The organism is Mycoplana rhizolycopersici (assembly GCF_013378445.1).
Lineage (GTDB): Bacteria > Pseudomonadota > Alphaproteobacteria > Rhizobiales > Rhizobiaceae > Mycoplana > Mycoplana rhizolycopersici.
The window spans coordinates 138,984-155,320 of the sequence record NZ_JABXYK010000012.1 but is presented as its reverse complement, the minus strand read 5'-3'; the positions used below and the strand labels follow the sequence as shown (position 1 = coordinate 155,320).

The following is a 16,337-nucleotide window of genomic DNA, read 5'->3' as shown; positions in this document are numbered from 1 at the left end:
AACGGCCGCACGGGCGCGGGCCGGGCCCCGCGCACGCGACAGTGCTGCTTCGCCGCTATCGGGAGAAACCGGTTGTTCCGGCGGTGGCAGCACCTCCGCCGCCCGTGCGAACGGGGCGGCGACGACGGATAGCGACAGGGCGGCAACCAGCGATCTTCTTTTCATGCCCCCGACGTAGTGCACCCGTCGGCGGATTTCCCGGCCTACAACCGCAAATCACGCGTATTTTACAAACCCGCGATCGCTTTTTTGACCGGAGGCCGCCCGCAATTTCCCAGATGCGGCGGACGGCCCGGCCCTCCATGGCCTTTCTCAGAAGCGGTAGGTGATACCGGTGCCGATCAGCCAGGGATCGAGCTTCGCCTTGCCCGACAGCGGCGCCCCATCCAGTTTGGCCTTCCATTCCGGCTCCAGGAACAGCTTCTTGACGTCGAAGTTTACGCCCCAATGCTCGTCGAGCATGTAGTCGAAGCCGACCTGGAGGGCGGCGCCGAACTCGTTCTTGACGTCGAGATCCGAAAACGCGCCCTTTCCGGACTGGTTGTAGAACAGGGTGTAGTTCACGCCCGCGCCCACATAGGGCTTGAACGCGCCGAAGTCGGTGAAGTGGTACTGCAACGTCAGTGTCGGCGGCAGCAGCCAGGTCTTGCCGACCTTGCCGAGCGCCTCGATCGAGCCGGCCGCATCGATATTGGCATAGGTCGTGCCGAGGACCAGTTCGGCCGCGATGTTGTTCGTGAAGTAGTAGGTGATGTCGAGTTCCGGGACGATCGTGTCGCTGTAGGAGAGATCCGAACCGCTGATGCCGTTGACGTGACCGGAATTGTTGGTGATCACGCCGAGCGCGCGCAGGCGGATCTGCCAGGGGCCGAGTGCTTCGACGTCTGCCGCCACCGCTTCTGCGGCCGGCGCCGGCGTCAGGTCGGCCGCCGTCGCCGCCTGCCCGATCGTCGCGAGCGCCACAGCTGCAAAAAGGCTCAGGGAACGGGTCAGGGTATTCGGCATATCTACTCTCCTTGATCGATGAACGGCAGCGGAAAGGCCGCTGCTGCGCCGCCACTATCGTCAGCCGGAGTACGGAGGAGTTGAGATGGATCAATAGTTTAGCGAGTGCGCGCGGAATTTCCACGCACACTCGCGGCCGTTGCAACTATGTCACGTCAGAGGCGAGCGGCCGGTCTCAGGCTGCCTTGCGCAGTTCGTGGCCGAAACGCCGGCCGGAGGCGACGAGCATGCCAGCCGCCCCTTCCAGCCAGCCGTCCTTCAGTTCCAGCGCCAGGAACCGATGCCGCTCGAACGGGCCGGGCATGACGAGATGGGCGGTCTTGCCGGCAAAGAAGCCGAAGCGCTCGTAATAGGGGGCGTCGCCGACGAGCAGCACCGCGCCGTGGCCGCGGCTCGCAGCCTCGGTGATCGCAGCGCGCATCAGCGCCCCGCCGATGCCCTTGCCCTCGTGGTCGGAATCGACGGCGAGCGGCCCGAGGAGAAGTGCGGGCACGGGATTGCCGGAACCATCCACGCCCGCTTCGACGTTCCACAGCCGCACCGTGCCGATGACATGGCCGTCGCCGTCGCGCGCGACGAGCGCCAGCCCCTCGGCGGGCACCCGGCCCCGGCGGAGCTTCTCGGAGGACTTGCGGAAACGCCCCTCGCCCATGGCGCGGTCGAGCAGGCGCTCGCGCGCCACCACGTCGCCGGCGTTCTCCCGGTCGATTGCGAATGCGGACTGCGCGAAGAACGCGCGAACAGAACCAAGAACAGTGGCCATCCCGGCCTCCCGAACTTCAATTGCCGCCACCAGCGGTCACCGGATCTCAAATTGTGAGTGGCGCTCCCGCCCGTCGCGGGAGCCGCCTCGATCGGTTCAGATCACGTAAGCCTTCAGCGGCTCGAAACCGTTGAAGGCGACGGCCGAGTAGGTCGTCGTATAGGCACCGGTGCCCTCGATCAGCACCTCGTCGCCGATCGAAAGGGTGATCGGCAGCGGGTACATGTTCTTCTCGTAGAGCACGTCGGCCGAATCGCAGGTCGGGCCGGCAAGCACGCAGGGCTGCATCTCGTCGCCGTCGCGCGCGGTGCGGATCGGGTAGCGGATCGCCTCGTCCATCGTCTCGGCGAGGCCGCCGAACTTGCCGATGTCGAGGAACACCCAGCGATGGGCGTCGTTGTCCGACTTCTTCGAAACCAGCACGACTTCCGCCTTGATCACGCCGGCATTGCCGACCATGCCGCGGCCCGGCTCGATAATCGTCTCCGGGATGTGGTTGCCGAAGTGCTTCTTCAGCGCGCCGAAGATCGCCTGGCCGTAAGCCTCCGCGGAGGGCACGTCGCGCAGGTACTTGGTCGGAAAGCCGCCGCCCATGTTGACCATCTTCAGCTCGATGCCCTGCTTGGCCAGTTGCACGAAGACGCGCTTGGCGTCGGAGAGTGCCGCATCCCAGGCGTCCAGCTTCGTCATCTGCGAACCCACATGGAACGAGACGCCGTAGGAGACCAGGCCCAACTGGTGGGCGTAGACAAGCACGTCGACGGCCATCTGCGGCACGCAGCCGAACTTGCGCGACAGCGGCCATTCCGCACCCTCGCCGTCCGTCAGCACGCGGCAGAACACGCGTGCGCCGGGAGCCGCACGCGAAATCTTCTCGACTTCCTCATGGCAATCGACGGCGAAGAGAGAGACCCCCAGCGCATGGGCGCGGGCAATGTCGCGCTCCTTCTTGATCGTGTTGCCGAACGAGATGCGGGCGGGCGTCGCGCCGGCATCGAGCGCCATTTCGATTTCGGCGACAGACGCGCAATCGAAATTGGAGCCCATGCTGGCGAGAAGGCGCAGGATTTCCGGCGCCGGATTGGCCTTGACGGCGTAGTAGATGGCGCTGTCGGGCATCGCGTGGCGGAACGCCTTGAAGTTGTCGCGCACGACGTCGAGGTCGACCACGAGGCACGGGCCGTCGGGACGTCGGGTGTTCAGAAAGTCGATGATGCGTGCAGACGCCATGTCAGTATTCCCCATGATCCAGCGCTCCGGAAAATCCGGAGGACAAAGGGCATACGCGAACACGCGATGGAACCAGCCGGTGGAGACCCCGGAACCAAGCATGCGCGGTATGCGCGAACGGTGAACCAGAGCCCGCCTAGGCTCGAGTCCGGCTTTGTCTGCCATGGATTGGAGGGGATGATCCCAACCGCACTTCCGGCAATGAAGGTGTGCCTCTTCAGTAACCCCGGCTGTTGGAAAGCCGGCAGACACCAGAAAGGCCCGCACCGTCGTTGCTTCAAGATGTCCTCGCATTTCCCGGTTGGCCGGAATAGCGACTGGAGCGGTTAGTTCCAGGTACCTTACCGATGACCTCACCTTAGGGATTGCTCCCAGTTCGAGGGTCGGCGGACACCCACAGGCACGTGCGACTTTGGGCAAGGGGGAGATAAGAAGATTCCCTGTCGCAATCAAGAGTTTTTTGAAGCCGCTATTGAAAATTTTGGGCTATCCCACGACATTCCGAAGGCTTAGCAGCTAGAACAGGATTTGCATGGACACGTTGACCCGCATTCGCGCCTACATCGACGTCGTCGATGCAGAAGGCTTTTCCGCCGCCTCCCGCAAGGTCGGCAAATCCAAGGCGCTCCTGTCAAAGTATGTGCGCGAGCTGGAAGACGAGCTTGGCGCGCTGCTTCTGAACCGCACCACGCGGCAGTTCTCGATGACGGAGGCGGGCCATACCTACTATCGCACCGCCTCGGAGATTCTGAAGGAGATCGACAACCTCGCAGATCTCGTGCGCGAGAAGAACACGGACCTGAAGGGCAAGCTGAAGATCTCCGCCCCGCGCACATTCGTCGATGCCGAGATTGGCCAGTCGCTGATCGACTTCGGCCGCGAGCACCCCGAGCTGTCGCTCGAGATCGTCTCCGACGATCGCTTCGTCGATCTGGTCGAGGAAGGCTTCGACGTCGCGATCCGCATCACGCGACTGGAGGATTCCACCCTCATCGCCCGCAAGCTCGGCGACTTCTACCTGAAGATCTGCGCCTCGCCACAGTTCCTGGAAAAGACCGGGCCGATCGCGCACCCGTCCGAACTCTCGCGTTTCCCCTGCATCATCGACACCAACGGAAAGTCGCACAGCAACTGGCGCTTCATCGATGCCAAGGGCACGAACTTCAGCGTTCCGGTCGGCGGTCACATTGAAGTGAACAGCCCGACTACGGCCGTGCGCGCCGCCGAAAGCGGCCTCGGCATCGCGCAGGTGCCCGAGTTCGTAGCGCGAAACGGCATCGATTCCGGCAGGCTCATCGCCATTCTCGACGATTTTCTGCCCGCGGACCGCGGAATCTACGCGATCTATCCCCATCGGCGCTATCTTCCGGCAAAGGTCCGCACCTTCGTCGACTTCCTGTACAACTGGTTCAAGAAGTATGGTGACGCTGCGGAAGCGCGAAGCTGAACTGCACGCGCAACGGGTCGCCGGCCGCGAAGTCCAAATTCCGGCCCATTTACGCTACATTCGATGGCGAATCGAAAAAGCTGCCCTCGACAGGAAGCGTTTGCCCATGAAACCCGCCCCCCTCCTGCTAGCTGGCGCCGCATGGCTGCTGCCTGCTGCGGCCTTTGCCCATCCCCATATTTTCGCCGAAGCCAGGCTGGAGGTCGTCGCCGGCGAAGATGGCAAGATTTCCGAGCTGCGCAACGTCTGGCGGTTCGACGAGATGTTCTCGTCCAGCGTCGTTCTGGACTTCGACAAGAACGGCAACCTGCAGCTCGATGCCGACGAACTGGCCGAAGTGGGCCAGACCGTGCTGGAGTCGCTGGAAGAGTACAGCTACTACACGACCATCTCCGAGGACGGGAAGGATGTGAAGGTCTCCAAGCCAGTCGCGATCAACGTCGACTTCAAGGACGGCCAGCTCCTGATGTTCTTCTCGCTGAAGCCGGTGCAGGCCATGCCGCTGAAAGGAAAGCTCACCTTCGGCGTCTACGATCCTACAATGTATGCCTCGATGGATTTCCCGACCGACGAAAGCATGGTCGTCATCGGCGACAAGTTCGCAGCCTGCAAGCATCAGGTGGTCCGCCCCGATCCGGACGAGGTGCTGGCGCAGAACGAGGGCACCCTGACGGATGCCTTCTGGAACGACCCGACCGGGACCGACATGTCCAAGCTCTTCGCAACACGGCTGGAGGTGACATGCTGAAGAACCGGAACACCCAGCGCATCGTGGTCGCCGTAGCCCTGCTCGTCGTCGCGGGTCTTGGCGTCGCACACGCCCAGTCGCCGCTCGGTATCGGCAGCGCAGAACCGTCCTTCAAGACGACCGGCCTGTTCGGCGGGTTCTTCGCCTGGATCAACGCCGAGCAGCAGGCTTTCTACCGGCTGCTGACCGGCGCGCTGAAGAACATGCGCGAAAATCCCTGGGCCGCCTCCACGCTCGTCGGCCTCTCCTTCGCCTACGGCGTCTTCCATGCCGCCGGCCCTGGCCACGGCAAGGCGGTGATCTCCTCCTACATGCTCGCCAACGAAATCGAGCTGAAGCGCGGCGTGCTTCTGTCCTTCCTCTCGTCCCTGCTGCAGGGCGTCGTTGCGATCCTGCTGGTCGGCGCTGCCTATCTGCTGCTGCGCGGCACCGCGATCTCGATGACCCAGGCGACGCAGACGCTGGAAACCATAAGCTACGCGCTGATCGCCGCGTTTGGCGCCTGGCTTCTCTACCGCAAGCTCTGGCGGCGCGGCCCTGCCGTGATGCCGGCAGGCGCCGGTCCCGCCTCTGCACACGCGCATGCAGATCACGGGCATCATCACCATGACCATGCGCATGTGCATCACGGGCATTCGCACGGGCCGGGAGACGTCTGCTCAACCTGCGGCCATGCCCATGCCCCGGATCCGGAACTCCTGAAAGGCGATCGCTTCGCTCTGCGCGAAGCCTGGTCGGCGATCGTCGCAGTCGGCCTGCGCCCCTGCTCCGGCGCGCTGATCGTGCTGTCGTTCGCCCTGCTGAACGGGCTTTATCTCGGCGGCGTGCTCTCGGTCTTTGCCATGTCGATTGGCACGGCGATCACCGTATCGATCCTTGCGACGCTCGCCGTCACGGCCAAGGGCGCAGCGATGCGCTTTGCCGGCAGCGAGAACGCAGCCCTGCGCGTCGGCAGCGCGATAGAAATTCTGGGCGCCGTCCTGGTGCTTGCACTGGGGCTGATCCTGCTCGGCGCCTCGCTGCAGGCCTGATCACGCCTTTTGTCGACAGACGTTATTCGCGTCCGCGCTGATAGCGGGCGCGCAGCCAGAACAGCAGGAAGAAGGCGAGCACCAGGATTACGGCCAGCACGGCCGACAGCCAGGGTGAAATGCTGGCGAGCGAAATCATCACGCTCGGCAGGATGAAGAAGACGACACCCGTGACGAGCAGGATGACGGCCGCAGCGATGGCGGCGGACCGCCCGCTCTTGTCGTTCGACCCGCTCACGATGCTTCTTCCCCGCTGAATTCCGAGCGCAAGTCCTCCAGCCGCCGCTTCTGCCGGCCCTGTGCGTCGAAATTGTCGGGCGACAGCCAGGCCTCGAACGCGCGGGCGACGACCGGCCACTCGCTGTCGATGATGGAAAACCATGCGGTATCCCGGTTCTGTCCCTTGGACAGCATGTGCTGGCGAAAGACGCCTTCGAAGGTGAACCCCAGCCTTTGCGCCGCACGCTTGCTGGCTTCGTTGAGGTTGTTGCACTTCCACTCGTAGCGGCGATAGCCCAGATCCTCGAAGACGTGCCTGGCCAGAAGATACTGGCCCTCGGTCGACAAGGGCGAGCGCGCCATCGCCGGGCCATGGGCGATCCCGCCGATCTCGACGACGCCGTTGGCCGGATCAGGTCGCATGTAGTTTGCCATGCCGACGACCTTGCCGCTTTCCTTATCGCGGAAGATCTCCGTGACCCAGCCACCCTTCTGTACGCCCGCGAGCCACGCGTCGAAATCCTCGATGCCGGCAAAGTCGTTCTGCGCGAAATAGGTCAGGAGCGGATTGATGGCCATGCCGCCGAACCCGTCCCACAGGGCTTGAAGGTGCGCTGTCCGGTCATAGGGCTCAATCCTGACGAAACGCCCGTCCAGCACGACGGGCGCCGGTGCCGGGCAGCCTTTCCAGTCCTTCAGGTCACGCATTCAAACCTCCCCTAGCCGATGCCGTCGCGCCGCCGCAGGGCGGGCAGGCGCACATGCTCCCGGCATTGCGCTGCCGGGTGCAGTAAAGCCATAGGACAGGGTGCGTCCGCAGACAAATGCAAAGTGGTGATGGATCCGATCAGGCCCAGGGGCCGGCGGGGGCCTTTGCAGAGGATACCGTCGCCTCGATATGATCGACCAGCGCGTCCGGCAGGGCCAGCCGGCCGGCGAGCAGGTCGAGATAGCCACGCTCGGCACGGCTGTTTGGCTCGATCGTCAGCCGTGAGGCGGTGTAGAGCTCGACGCGCTGCTCCTCGGTCTTTGCAGCTGCGACGATGCTGTCGAGATCGACCGGGTTGGCAAGCTCCTGTTCGAGGAAGGAGGCCATGTCGCCGCCGATGCCCGAGACCTTGAGCTTGTCGGCGATGTGCGCGCGTTCGGCGTCGTCGATGTGGCCGTCGGCGCGGGAGGCGGCGATCATCGCCCGCACCAGCGTCAGGGCGAAATCGTCGCTGACGGTCTCGGTCGCAAACCCCGAATTCGAGGGCGGCGGCAGCAGTTCGGGTTCCTTTGGCGCCGCCTGGGCGGCATCGGCCGGAGACTGGCCGTTCTTGTAGTTCTTGTAGGCCTGATACCCCAGGCCCGCGATTGCGGCGAGCCCGCCGAGCTTCAGCGCGCTGCCTGCGACCTGCCGGCCGCCGCTCGTGCCGAGCAGGATGCCGGCAATGGCGCCCGCCGCCAGCGGATTGTCCTTGGCCATCTGCCCGACCTGACCGGCCCGATCGCGCACGGTGCCCCCGGCACCGGGAATCTGCGATCCGAGAAACTGATCCAGCAACTTCTTCGCATCAAACATCGCATTCTCTCCCTTGCCGTGATGATATCGGAGTGAGACATAGGAATGCGACCGCGGGAATACAAACACTGCTTGCAGGAAAAGAAATCGCCGCCCGGCGGAACCGGACGGCGATGGTCGTTGATCGCTGCCTCGGACGTCGGGCGTTCAGCCCTTCAGGCCGGCGGCTTCCGCTGCAAGCTTCGTGATGCCGGCCCAGTCGCCCCTGGCGACCAGTTCCTTCGGCGCGACCCAGGAGCCGCCGACGCAGATGACGTTCGGCAGCGAGAGATAGTCCTTGGCGTTTGCAAGCGAGATGCCGCCGGTCGGGCAAAACAGCGTGCCGGCGAGCGGAGACGACAGTGCCTTGAGGTAGCTGGCGCCGCCGGCCTGCTCGGCCGGGAAGAATTTCAGCACCTCGTAGCCTTCATCGCGCAAGGCCATCACCTCGCTGGCCGTCGCAGCACCGGGCAGGAGCGGCACGGAAGACGCAGAGGCGGCATCCAGCAGTTCCTGCGTCGTGCCGGGGCTGACGATGAACTGCGAGCCTGCCTCGACCGCCTGATCGAACTGGGCCGCGTTCAGGATCGTGCCGGCGCCGGCGACCGCCCCTTCCACCTCGTTGGCGACCAGCCGGATCGCTTCCAGCGCAGCCGGGGTGCGAAGCGTGATCTCGATCGCCTTGAGGCCGCCGGCCACGAGCGCACGCGCCAGTGGCACCGCGGTGGCGGCATCGTCGATGATCAGGACCGGAACCACCGGCTGGAGTTTCAGCACGGACAGAAGCTTTTCGGTTTTGTCAGCCATCGGCGCACCCTTAAAACGATTGAATGTGGCGCTGAAATACTCCCTCCGGCCGCCCGTGTCGAGAAGAAAGCCCTTGCTTTCCGGTCGCACTATCCCTTGCGGCGCGGCTGACGAGGCTGCGAGGAGGCCCCGGCCTTTCGCGCCTTGCCACCAACCGTCCATGGTGTAGTGTTGGCTCAACCGACTATCCACAATGCGAAAGCGGGTGGCATGGCCAAGGAGATCGAAAGAAAATTTCTGGTATCCGGCAAGCGGTGGCGGCTTCTGGCCGACGCGGGTGAATCCATCAAGCAAGGCTATCTGGCAACGATGGACGACCGTTCGCTGAGGGTAAGGCTCTACGGCGACGGGCGCGCATGCCTGACCCTGAAGATCGGACAGTCGGCGCTCGAGCGCGACGAATACGAGTTCGACATTTGCCCCGAGGTCGCGGCCGAAATGCTGGACCAGGCCATGGGCGCGGTCCTGGAGAAGGTTCGCTACCGGATCGAGTACAAGGGCTTCGTCTGGGAGATCGACGTCTAAGGCGGACGCTACAGCGGGCTCGTCGTCGCAGAAGTGGAATTGGAAAGTGCTGCCGACCGGCCCGAGATTCCCGATTGGGTCGGACGCGAAGTGACAGGCGACTTCCGCTATTCCAACCAGGCCATGGCCTTGTCCAAGGGAGCGATCACGTCGTTTCATGAGCCTCACACTCAAAGCGGATAGGCCGCTCGAAGACGAAATCCGCCGCGTCGCCTCCAGCTATCTCAAGAAGGCGCGGTGCGCCCTTGAGCAGCAGCCGGACGGGCCGCACGAGGCCATTCACGCTGCCCGCAAGAAATTCAAGCGCATCAGGAGCCTTTACCGGCTCGTGGCAAGCGCTGACAAACGGTTCCAGAAGCGCGAGAACGAACGCATCGGCACGCTCGGCCGTAGCCTCGCATCGACAAGGGATGCGACCTCGCTTGTCGAGACGGCCCGCAGGCTGACGGGCGCGTCCTCGACCGTGGAGGAGCGCATGGCGCTGGAGCGGATCCATGCAAAGCTGGAGGCGCGACGCAACGCGATCGCCAAGGATCAGGCGACGGATGAGCTGATCGAGAGGGCAGTCGCCCTTTGCGACGACGCGCTTGCCGCCGTACATGACTTCAGCCTTTCCTGCAGTCATAAACGCGCGGCCGAGATTCTGGGCAACGGCTGGCGCAGGACCGGCCGCAAGGCTGCGCATGCGCTGGTTGAAGCGCGGCAGGCCGGCGATCCCGAGAGCTTTCACACCCTGCGCAAGCGCACGCAGGATCGCTGGGTGCACTGCCGGTTCCTGGCGGAAGCCTGGCCGGCCGCACTCGGCGGGACCCGCCAGCAGGCCCGGCGGCTTGTCACCTTGCTGGGCGAGAACCAGGATATCGCGCTTCTGACGGCTTTCGCCGACACTCATCATGACGAGCTCGGCTCGCCCAAGGACCTCGCGCACCTGATTGCCGTCATGATTGCCGAAGGCGACAGGCTCCGCTCGGAAGCGCTGCCGCTTGCCGGACTGCTGTTTCCCGAAAACGCGCGGGCGGACGCCGGGCGCATCGAACTCCTCTGGCGGCACGCGGCCTGACGAGCGGCCCCCGGGAGCGCCCTCAGAGCGACTTGACGATTTGCCGCAGACGGGCCACGGCCGGCATCGGCACGCACACAATTGCGCGCCAACGCGCAAAGCTGTATTTCAGCCCGCATGAGCGAACTCCAGACCAAATCGTCGCGGCCTGCCGGGGAACCCTTCCTCGTTGCGGCCCTCTATCACTTCGTTTCCGTGCCGCGCTTTGCCGAACTGCGCGCGCCGTTGCAGGCGCTATGCGAGGAAAACGGCGTGCGCGGCACGCTGCTGCTGGCCCATGAGGGCATCAACGGCACCATCGCCGGCCCGGCGGACGGCATCCGGACGGTGCTCGCCTACCTGCGTGCGCAACCGGAGTTCGCAGGTCTGGAGCACAAGGAAAGCCACGCCGCCGACATGCCGTTCCTGCGCATGAAGGTGCGGCTGAAGAAGGAAATCGTCACCATGGGGGTCGAGAACATCGACCCGAACCGGGTTGTCGGCACCTATGTCGAGCCGAAGGACTGGAACGCGCTGATCTCCGACCCCGGCACGATCCTCATCGACACCCGCAACGACTACGAGACCGCGATCGGCGTCTTCAAGGGCGCGGTAGACCCGCAGACCAAGACCTTCCGCGAGTTTCCCGATTGGGTGCGCAACCACACCGGGCTGCACAACAAGCCGAAGATCGCCATGTACTGCACCGGCGGCATCCGCTGCGAGAAGGCGACGGCCTTCATGAAGGAGCAGGGCTTCGACGAGGTCTATCACCTCAAGGGCGGCATCCTGAAATATCTGGAGGAAGTGCCGGCGGAGGAAAGCCTCTGGGAAGGCGCCTGCTTCGTCTTCGACGAGCGCGTCTCGGTCACCCATGGCCTGCAGGAAGGCGAGCATACGCTTTGCCGGGCCTGCCGCCAGCCGTTGACCGCCGAGGACGTCACTGCCCCCACCTTCGAGGCGGGCGTCTCCTGCCCGCATTGCTTCGAGACGCGCAGCGACGAGGATCGGGCGCGCTTCCGCCAGCGCCAGAAGCAGATGGACCTTGCGAGAAAGCGCGGCGAAAAGCATCTCGGAAGCTGATCGGGACCTGATACCCGCCGCTGTTCGCACACGCGGGCAACCGGAAAGCGGATACCGGCGAACGCTCGCCGCCGGTATCGTCAATGACGGACGTCATGCTTGGGAGGCCGGGATCGCCGGCCGACGCCTGCAGCGGCGTTCACCGAAAGCCGCGTTCTCATCGAAATTGGTCGTTCCAATGCGACGGCATCTCACAGCGCTTTGTGGTTGCCCCTGGGAAACTGCTCTGCGAGTGCCTTGTACCAGTGGCCACTCTTCTTGATCGTCCGGACCTGCGTGTCGTAGTCGACATGGACGATGCCGAAGCGCATGCGATAGCCCTCCGCCCATTCGAAGTTGTCCATCAGGCTCCAGGCGAAATAGCCGCGCATCGGATAGCCTTCGCCGATCAGGGCGGCAGTGACGTCAAGGTGCTCGGCGATGTAGTCGAGTCGCGGTTGATCGTCGACGATGCCGTCCTCGACATCCATGTTGTAGCAGGCGCCGTTCTCGGTAATGTAGCACTCGGGAAGCCTGTAGGCGGCATTCAGCCGGCGGATCAGATCGCCGAGCGCCGGGGCATGGACCTCCCAGCCGATATCGGTCTTGACCTCCGCAACGGCCGAGGCCGGCAGCGTCGCCGGAAATTCCGCATCCGTTGCCGGATCGGCCACCACCCGCATCGGGGTGTAGTAGTTCAGTCCCCACCAGTCGAGCGGCTGGTGGATCGTCTCCATGTCGCCTGGCTCGATCTGCGGCATGCGATGACCGAGCGCGCTCATGAAGCTTTCGGGACAGGCGCCCTCGAAGACCGGGCCGAAGAAGACGCCGTTGTGAAAATCGAAGGCGCGCCGCTCGGCGGCAAGGTCGTCCGGCCGTTCGGAGCCGGGATAGGTCTGGTGCGCGTTGAGCACGAGCCCCACCGGCAGTTCCGGCCGCTCGGAACGGATCGAAGCGACCCCGAGGCCGTGCGCCAGGTTGGTGAAGTGCAGCGCGTGCAGGGCCGCGTCCATGTTGCGCTCTCCCGGCGCGTGGATGCCATAGAGGTGGCTGAGCCAGACCGAGCACCACGGCTCGTTGAAGGTGGCGACGGCATCGAGCCGGTCGCCGAGGCGGTCGGCGATCGTCTTGGCATAGCGCTGGAAGGCATGCGCCGTCTGCCGCGCGGTCCAGCCGCCCTCGCCCATCAGCGCCAGCGGCAGGTCCCAGTGGTAGAGCGTGGCAAACGCCTTGATGTCCCGCGTCTTCAGCCCGTCGACAAGGCGATCGTAGAAATCGAGCCCCTTTTCGTTGATCGGTCCCGTGCCCTCGGGGATGACGCGCGGCCAGGCGATGGAAAACCGGTAGGCCGAGACGCCGAGCGTCTGGATCAGGTCGAGATCCTCGTCCAGCCGGTTGTAGTGGTCGCAGGCAATATCGCCATTGTGCCGGCCGAAGACGCGGCCGGGCATGTTGGAGAAGGCATCCCAGATCGACGGCTTGCGCCCGTCCGCCTTCGACGCGCCCTCGATCTGGAATGCGGCGGTCGCCACGCCAAAGACGAAATCGCCGGGGAAACGGTCGGAGAGGATCTTGATGTCGGTCATTCGGCAATCCGTCGGTTGGGGCGTTTCGAAGCGTACGCGCTGCGTTACTGCACATGCGTTACTGCAACGTTGCAGTAACGCATGTGCAGTAAAGAGCTTTGGCGGTTTGTCAACCGGCCGAATGCGGAGAGGGCGACATGCGCGGCCACCACGCGCGGGGCACCGCCGTGGTTGGAACCTGCCTGTCGTACGGACGGGGCGCTGGAAACTGCCTCATCTGAAGTAAAATAGTGTGGCACCTTTCAGCGCCCCGTTCGGCGGTTTTTGTCCGCAACTTCGCCCTTCTGCTCCCGTCCTGCGACGGGCCTGTGCGCCTCCCGGGCGCGTCCGGGGCGCAACTCGGAGCAGAAAGCTCCGCCGTCCCCAGAGGAGGGCCTTTCTACGAACCCCTGTTGAAGGGACATGCGTCCTTTCCCTGCAACAGGCGCCGGTTCCGCCTCGCCGCAACGCCTCGCGGTGTATCCAAAAGCGGAACACGGGAATTATAGGCAGGATATAGGACACGGGGATGAACGAAATCCCGGCTGCAGGCGACGTTTTAGATTTCCGCCGTGAAATCATAACCTTGACTGACACGTCAGGTGCAAAGGGCCAAAGCGATGTTCCCGCCTTTGCGTCGTCGCACCGTCGGACGCGAAACGCGTTCACGCATGGGACCGTGAGTTCGTGCTGAACCGCGACTTGCGAGGCGGCGATCAATGCGGCGCGGGCTGCAGATGATGGATCGGCCTGCCATCCACCGCGATCGCCTGCGTGTTCTGCAACTGCTGGATATCCGCCTCGGACAGGATCGGCCGGTCGATCTTAAGCGTCAGCCTGTCGAGCGTCGCGGTCAATGCGAACGGTGGCTGGTAATCGTCATCGTTCACGCCGGTCAGCGTGTCGGAGCCGATGTCGAAGCTTTCGTCCCACTGCAGGATCATCGGCAACGTATGGGCAAGGCGCTCGGTATCGACGACCTTGCCGTCGACCTTGAGCGTACCGACGCCAGGCTGGCCCAGGCCGCTCATGTTGTTGTAGGCCAGCGTGCCGATGCCGAGGCCTTCATATTTGAAGTCGAACTCGATGGTGTGCTTGCCGGGCGCAAGCGCGTCCTGGCCTTCCCATTTGACCCGCTTGAGGTCGACGAGGTTCCACAGGAAGACCGGCCGGCCCTTGAGCAGATAGAAGCCGTATCCGGCAAAGCGCCCGCCCGAAGTGAGGATCATCCCCTCCGCACCGCCGTCTGGAACGTCGATCTCGGCGGTGATGGAATAGGACGTGTTGAGGAGGGAGGGCGAATCGCCCTGCGGCAGCCCGACCATCGGCTGCGTGTAGACGAACTCCGTCCGGCCCGCGGTGATGTTGGGGCGCGGCGCGACCATGCGGGCCGCAACAGACGCATCCATGGGGAATACCTGGTACTTCCGCGCCTCCTCGATGAACAGCTTTTTGAGCTGCGCGACCTTGTCCGGGTTCTGGTCGGCGATGTTGCTCGACTGGCTGAAATCCTCCTGCAGATTGTAGAGTTCCAGCGTCTGGTTGTTGAGCGGGTCCGGGTTGGCAGGACCGAACGCTTCCCACGGCGCACGGTTGACTTGGGTGCTCAGCAGCCAGCCATCGCTGTAAAGCGCCCACTGCCCGAGCATTTCGAAATACTGCGTCTCATGGCGCGACGGGGCCTTGGCATTGCTCTGGTCGAAGGTGTAGGCGAAGCTCGTACCTTCGATCGGCGACTGCGGTATGCCGTCGACGGTCTCGGGCGCGGGAATGCCCGTCACTTCGAGGATGGTCGGCACGACGTCGATGAAATGCGTGAACTGCTCCCTAAGCCCGCCCTTGTCCTTGATGCGTGCTGGCCAGGAGATGGCCATGTTCTGCCCGATGCCGCCGAGTTTCGAGGCATTCTGCTTGAACCAGCTGAACGGGGTATTGAAAGCCCAGGACCAGCCGGCCGACATGTGGTTGTAGGTTTGCTCCGTACCCCAGACATCGTACCATTTCATCTGCGCCGCAACCGGCATGTCGTTGATGCCGTTGAAGAACGCGACCTCGTTCGGGGTACCGAGCGGGCCGCCCTCGGCACTCGTGCCGTTGTCGCCGTTGATGTAGATGATCAGCGTATCGTCCAGCTTGCCCATATCGGAGATCGCCTGGACGACCCGGCCGATCTCGTGGTCGCTGTAGGCGGCATAGGCGGCAAAGATTTCCGCCTGCCGGATGAACAGCTTCTTCTCGTCGGCCGTCAGGTCATCCCAGTTCTTCAGCACGCTGGTCGGCCACGGCGCAAGCTGGGTATCCTGCGGGATGACGCCGAGCTTCTTCTGGTTCTCGAAGATGCGGTCGCGAAGCTTGTTCCAGCCGTCGTCGAAGAGATGCATCGCCGCGATCTTGTCGACCCATTCCTTCGTCGGGTGATGCGGGGCGTGGGTGGCGCCGGGCGCATATTTGACGAGGAACGGCTTGTCCGGCAGCGTCTGGTTCAGGCGATTGAGATAGGCGATGGCATCGTCTGCCATGCCGGTGACGAGGTTCCATCCGGGCTTCCCCTCGAAGGGATAGATCTGGGTGGTGTTGCGAAAGAGATTGGGCTGCCACTGGTTGGCGTCACCGCCCACGAATCCGTAGAAATACTCGAACCCCATGCCAATCGGCCATTGGTCGAAGGGGCCGGCCTGGCTGGCCTCAAAGGCGGGCGTGTTGTGATCCTTGCCGAACCAGGCGGTGGAATAGCCGTTGTCGCGCAGGATGCGGCCGATGGTGGCCTTGTCCTTGCCGATGATGCTGTTGTAGCCCGGAAAGCCGGTGGACTGCTCCGAGATCACGCCGAAGCCGCTGGAGTGGTGGTTTCGCCCGGTGATCAGGGCCGCACGCGAGGGCGAACACAGGGCCGTCGAGTGAACATTGTTGAAGCGCAGCCCTTCGTTGGCGATACGGTCCATGGCCGGCGTCGGAATGACCCCGCCAAATGTGCTGGGAACGCCGAAGCCGGCATCGTCGGTGATGATCAGCAAGATGTTGGGCGACCCCTTCGGGGGCACGATGCGCGGCGCCCACCAGGCCTGCGAATTGAGAGCATCATCCTTGATGACGCCGCCGAAGGCCGGATCGGGGGGAGGCAGTTGCCTGCCGTCTATCGTGGTCGTCGCGGACGGCGAGCCGACCGTGCCGGTGGTCTGGGCGTCGGCGGTTTTGCCCGCAGCCGGGAACGCCAGTGTCGCCGCGATCCCCAGAGCGCAGGCGACAAATCCAGATGTCTTGAAACGCATTGCCAATCCCCCATCGAAGGCAGCCTTCGATCGGCTGCACAAGATTGATTGACTGCTATCAATGCCTGCAACGCATCGCGGCCG

Annotated in this window: 14 protein-coding genes and 1 pseudogene; 6 read left to right on the top strand and 9 right to left on the bottom strand. The window is 64.0% G+C overall.

From position 1 onward, the window contains the following. Positions 1 to 312: 312 nt before the first annotated feature. The 3 genes from HV823_RS19020 to odc2 form a co-directional block, all read right to left on the bottom strand. Positions 313 to 1,005 carry an OmpW/AlkL family protein gene (locus tag HV823_RS19020; RefSeq protein ID WP_176951320.1) on the bottom strand — a complete coding sequence of 231 codons (693 nt, stop codon included), beginning with the start codon at positions 1,003 to 1,005 and terminating at the stop codon, positions 313 to 315. Between the two features lie 175 nt (positions 1,006 to 1,180). Further along, positions 1,181 to 1,768: a GNAT family N-acetyltransferase gene (locus HV823_RS19015; RefSeq protein WP_176951319.1), complete on the bottom strand. Its 588-nt coding sequence runs from the start codon at positions 1,766 to 1,768 to the stop codon at positions 1,181 to 1,183. Between the two features lie 96 nt (positions 1,769 to 1,864). Continuing rightward, positions 1,865 to 2,998, bottom strand: a complete 1,134-nt coding sequence (odc2, locus tag HV823_RS19010) for an ornithine/lysine decarboxylase (protein ID WP_176951318.1) — start codon at positions 2,996 to 2,998, stop codon at positions 1,865 to 1,867. A gap of 532 nt (positions 2,999 to 3,530) precedes the next feature. Between odc2 and HV823_RS19005 the strand changes: the two genes are divergently transcribed. The 3 genes from HV823_RS19005 (at position 3,531) to HV823_RS18995 (ending at position 6,224) form a co-directional block, all read left to right on the top strand. After that, entirely contained in the window at positions 3,531 to 4,445 is a 915-nt protein-coding gene (locus tag HV823_RS19005) for a LysR family transcriptional regulator (RefSeq protein WP_176951317.1), read from the top strand. Between the two features lie 106 nt (positions 4,446 to 4,551). After that, the gene (locus HV823_RS19000) at positions 4,552 to 5,193 is read left to right on the top strand and encodes a DUF1007 family protein (protein WP_176951316.1); all 642 of its coding nucleotides are present in this window, start codon (positions 4,552 to 4,554) and stop codon (positions 5,191 to 5,193) included. Beyond that, complete coding sequence (locus HV823_RS18995) at positions 5,187 to 6,224, top strand: nickel/cobalt transporter (RefSeq protein WP_176951315.1); 1,038 nt, start codon at positions 5,187 to 5,189, stop codon at positions 6,222 to 6,224. The genes HV823_RS19000 and HV823_RS18995 overlap by 7 nt, the downstream gene beginning before the upstream one ends. 22 nt (positions 6,225 to 6,246) lie before the next feature. Here the strand turns inward: HV823_RS18995 and HV823_RS18990 are convergent, their stop codons facing one another. The 4 genes from HV823_RS18990 to HV823_RS18975 form a co-directional block, all read right to left on the bottom strand. Continuing rightward, positions 6,247 to 6,462 carry a hypothetical protein gene (locus HV823_RS18990; RefSeq protein ID WP_176951314.1) on the bottom strand — a complete coding sequence of 72 codons (216 nt, stop codon included), beginning with the start codon at positions 6,460 to 6,462 and terminating at the stop codon, positions 6,247 to 6,249. Next, on the bottom strand, positions 6,459 to 7,151 hold the full coding sequence (locus tag HV823_RS18985) for a GNAT family N-acetyltransferase (protein WP_176951313.1): 693 nt from the start codon (positions 7,149 to 7,151) through the stop codon (positions 6,459 to 6,461). Before HV823_RS18985 ends, HV823_RS18990 begins: the two co-directional genes overlap by 4 nt. A gap of 139 nt (positions 7,152 to 7,290) precedes the next feature. Next, positions 7,291 to 8,007, bottom strand: coding sequence for a tellurite resistance TerB family protein (locus tag HV823_RS18980; protein ID WP_176951312.1), 717 nt, complete (start codon positions 8,005 to 8,007; stop codon positions 7,291 to 7,293). Positions 8,008 to 8,154: 147 nt separating this feature from the next. Next, positions 8,155 to 8,793 carry a 2-dehydro-3-deoxy-phosphogluconate aldolase gene (locus HV823_RS18975; protein WP_176951311.1) on the bottom strand — a complete coding sequence of 213 codons (639 nt, stop codon included), beginning with the start codon at positions 8,791 to 8,793 and terminating at the stop codon, positions 8,155 to 8,157. Positions 8,794 to 9,003: 210 nt separating this feature from the next. On the opposite strand from HV823_RS18975, the pseudogene HV823_RS18970 reads away from it, so the two are divergent. From HV823_RS18970 to trhO, 3 genes and pseudogenes are all read left to right on the top strand, one after another. After that, positions 9,004 to 9,501: pseudogene (locus HV823_RS18970) on the top strand (CYTH domain-containing protein). Then, a complete protein-coding gene (locus HV823_RS18965; protein WP_176951310.1) occupies positions 9,476 to 10,378 on the top strand; it encodes a CHAD domain-containing protein in 903 nt (300 codons plus the stop codon). Before HV823_RS18970 ends, HV823_RS18965 begins: the two are co-directional and overlap by 26 nt. 117 nt (positions 10,379 to 10,495) lie before the next feature. After that, entirely contained in the window at positions 10,496 to 11,440 is a 945-nt protein-coding gene (gene trhO, locus HV823_RS18960; protein WP_176951309.1) for an oxygen-dependent tRNA uridine(34) hydroxylase TrhO, read from the top strand. A 191-nt stretch (positions 11,441 to 11,631) separates the two neighbouring features. Here the strand turns inward: trhO and HV823_RS18955 are convergent, their stop codons facing one another. Further along, positions 11,632 to 13,005, bottom strand: coding sequence for a GH1 family beta-glucosidase (locus tag HV823_RS18955; protein ID WP_176951308.1), 1,374 nt, complete (start codon positions 13,003 to 13,005; stop codon positions 11,632 to 11,634). Between the two features lie 695 nt (positions 13,006 to 13,700). Continuing rightward, a complete protein-coding gene (locus HV823_RS18950; protein WP_176951307.1) occupies positions 13,701 to 16,253 on the bottom strand; it encodes an arylsulfatase in 2,553 nt (850 codons plus the stop codon). Between the last annotated feature and the right edge of the window lie 84 nt (positions 16,254 to 16,337).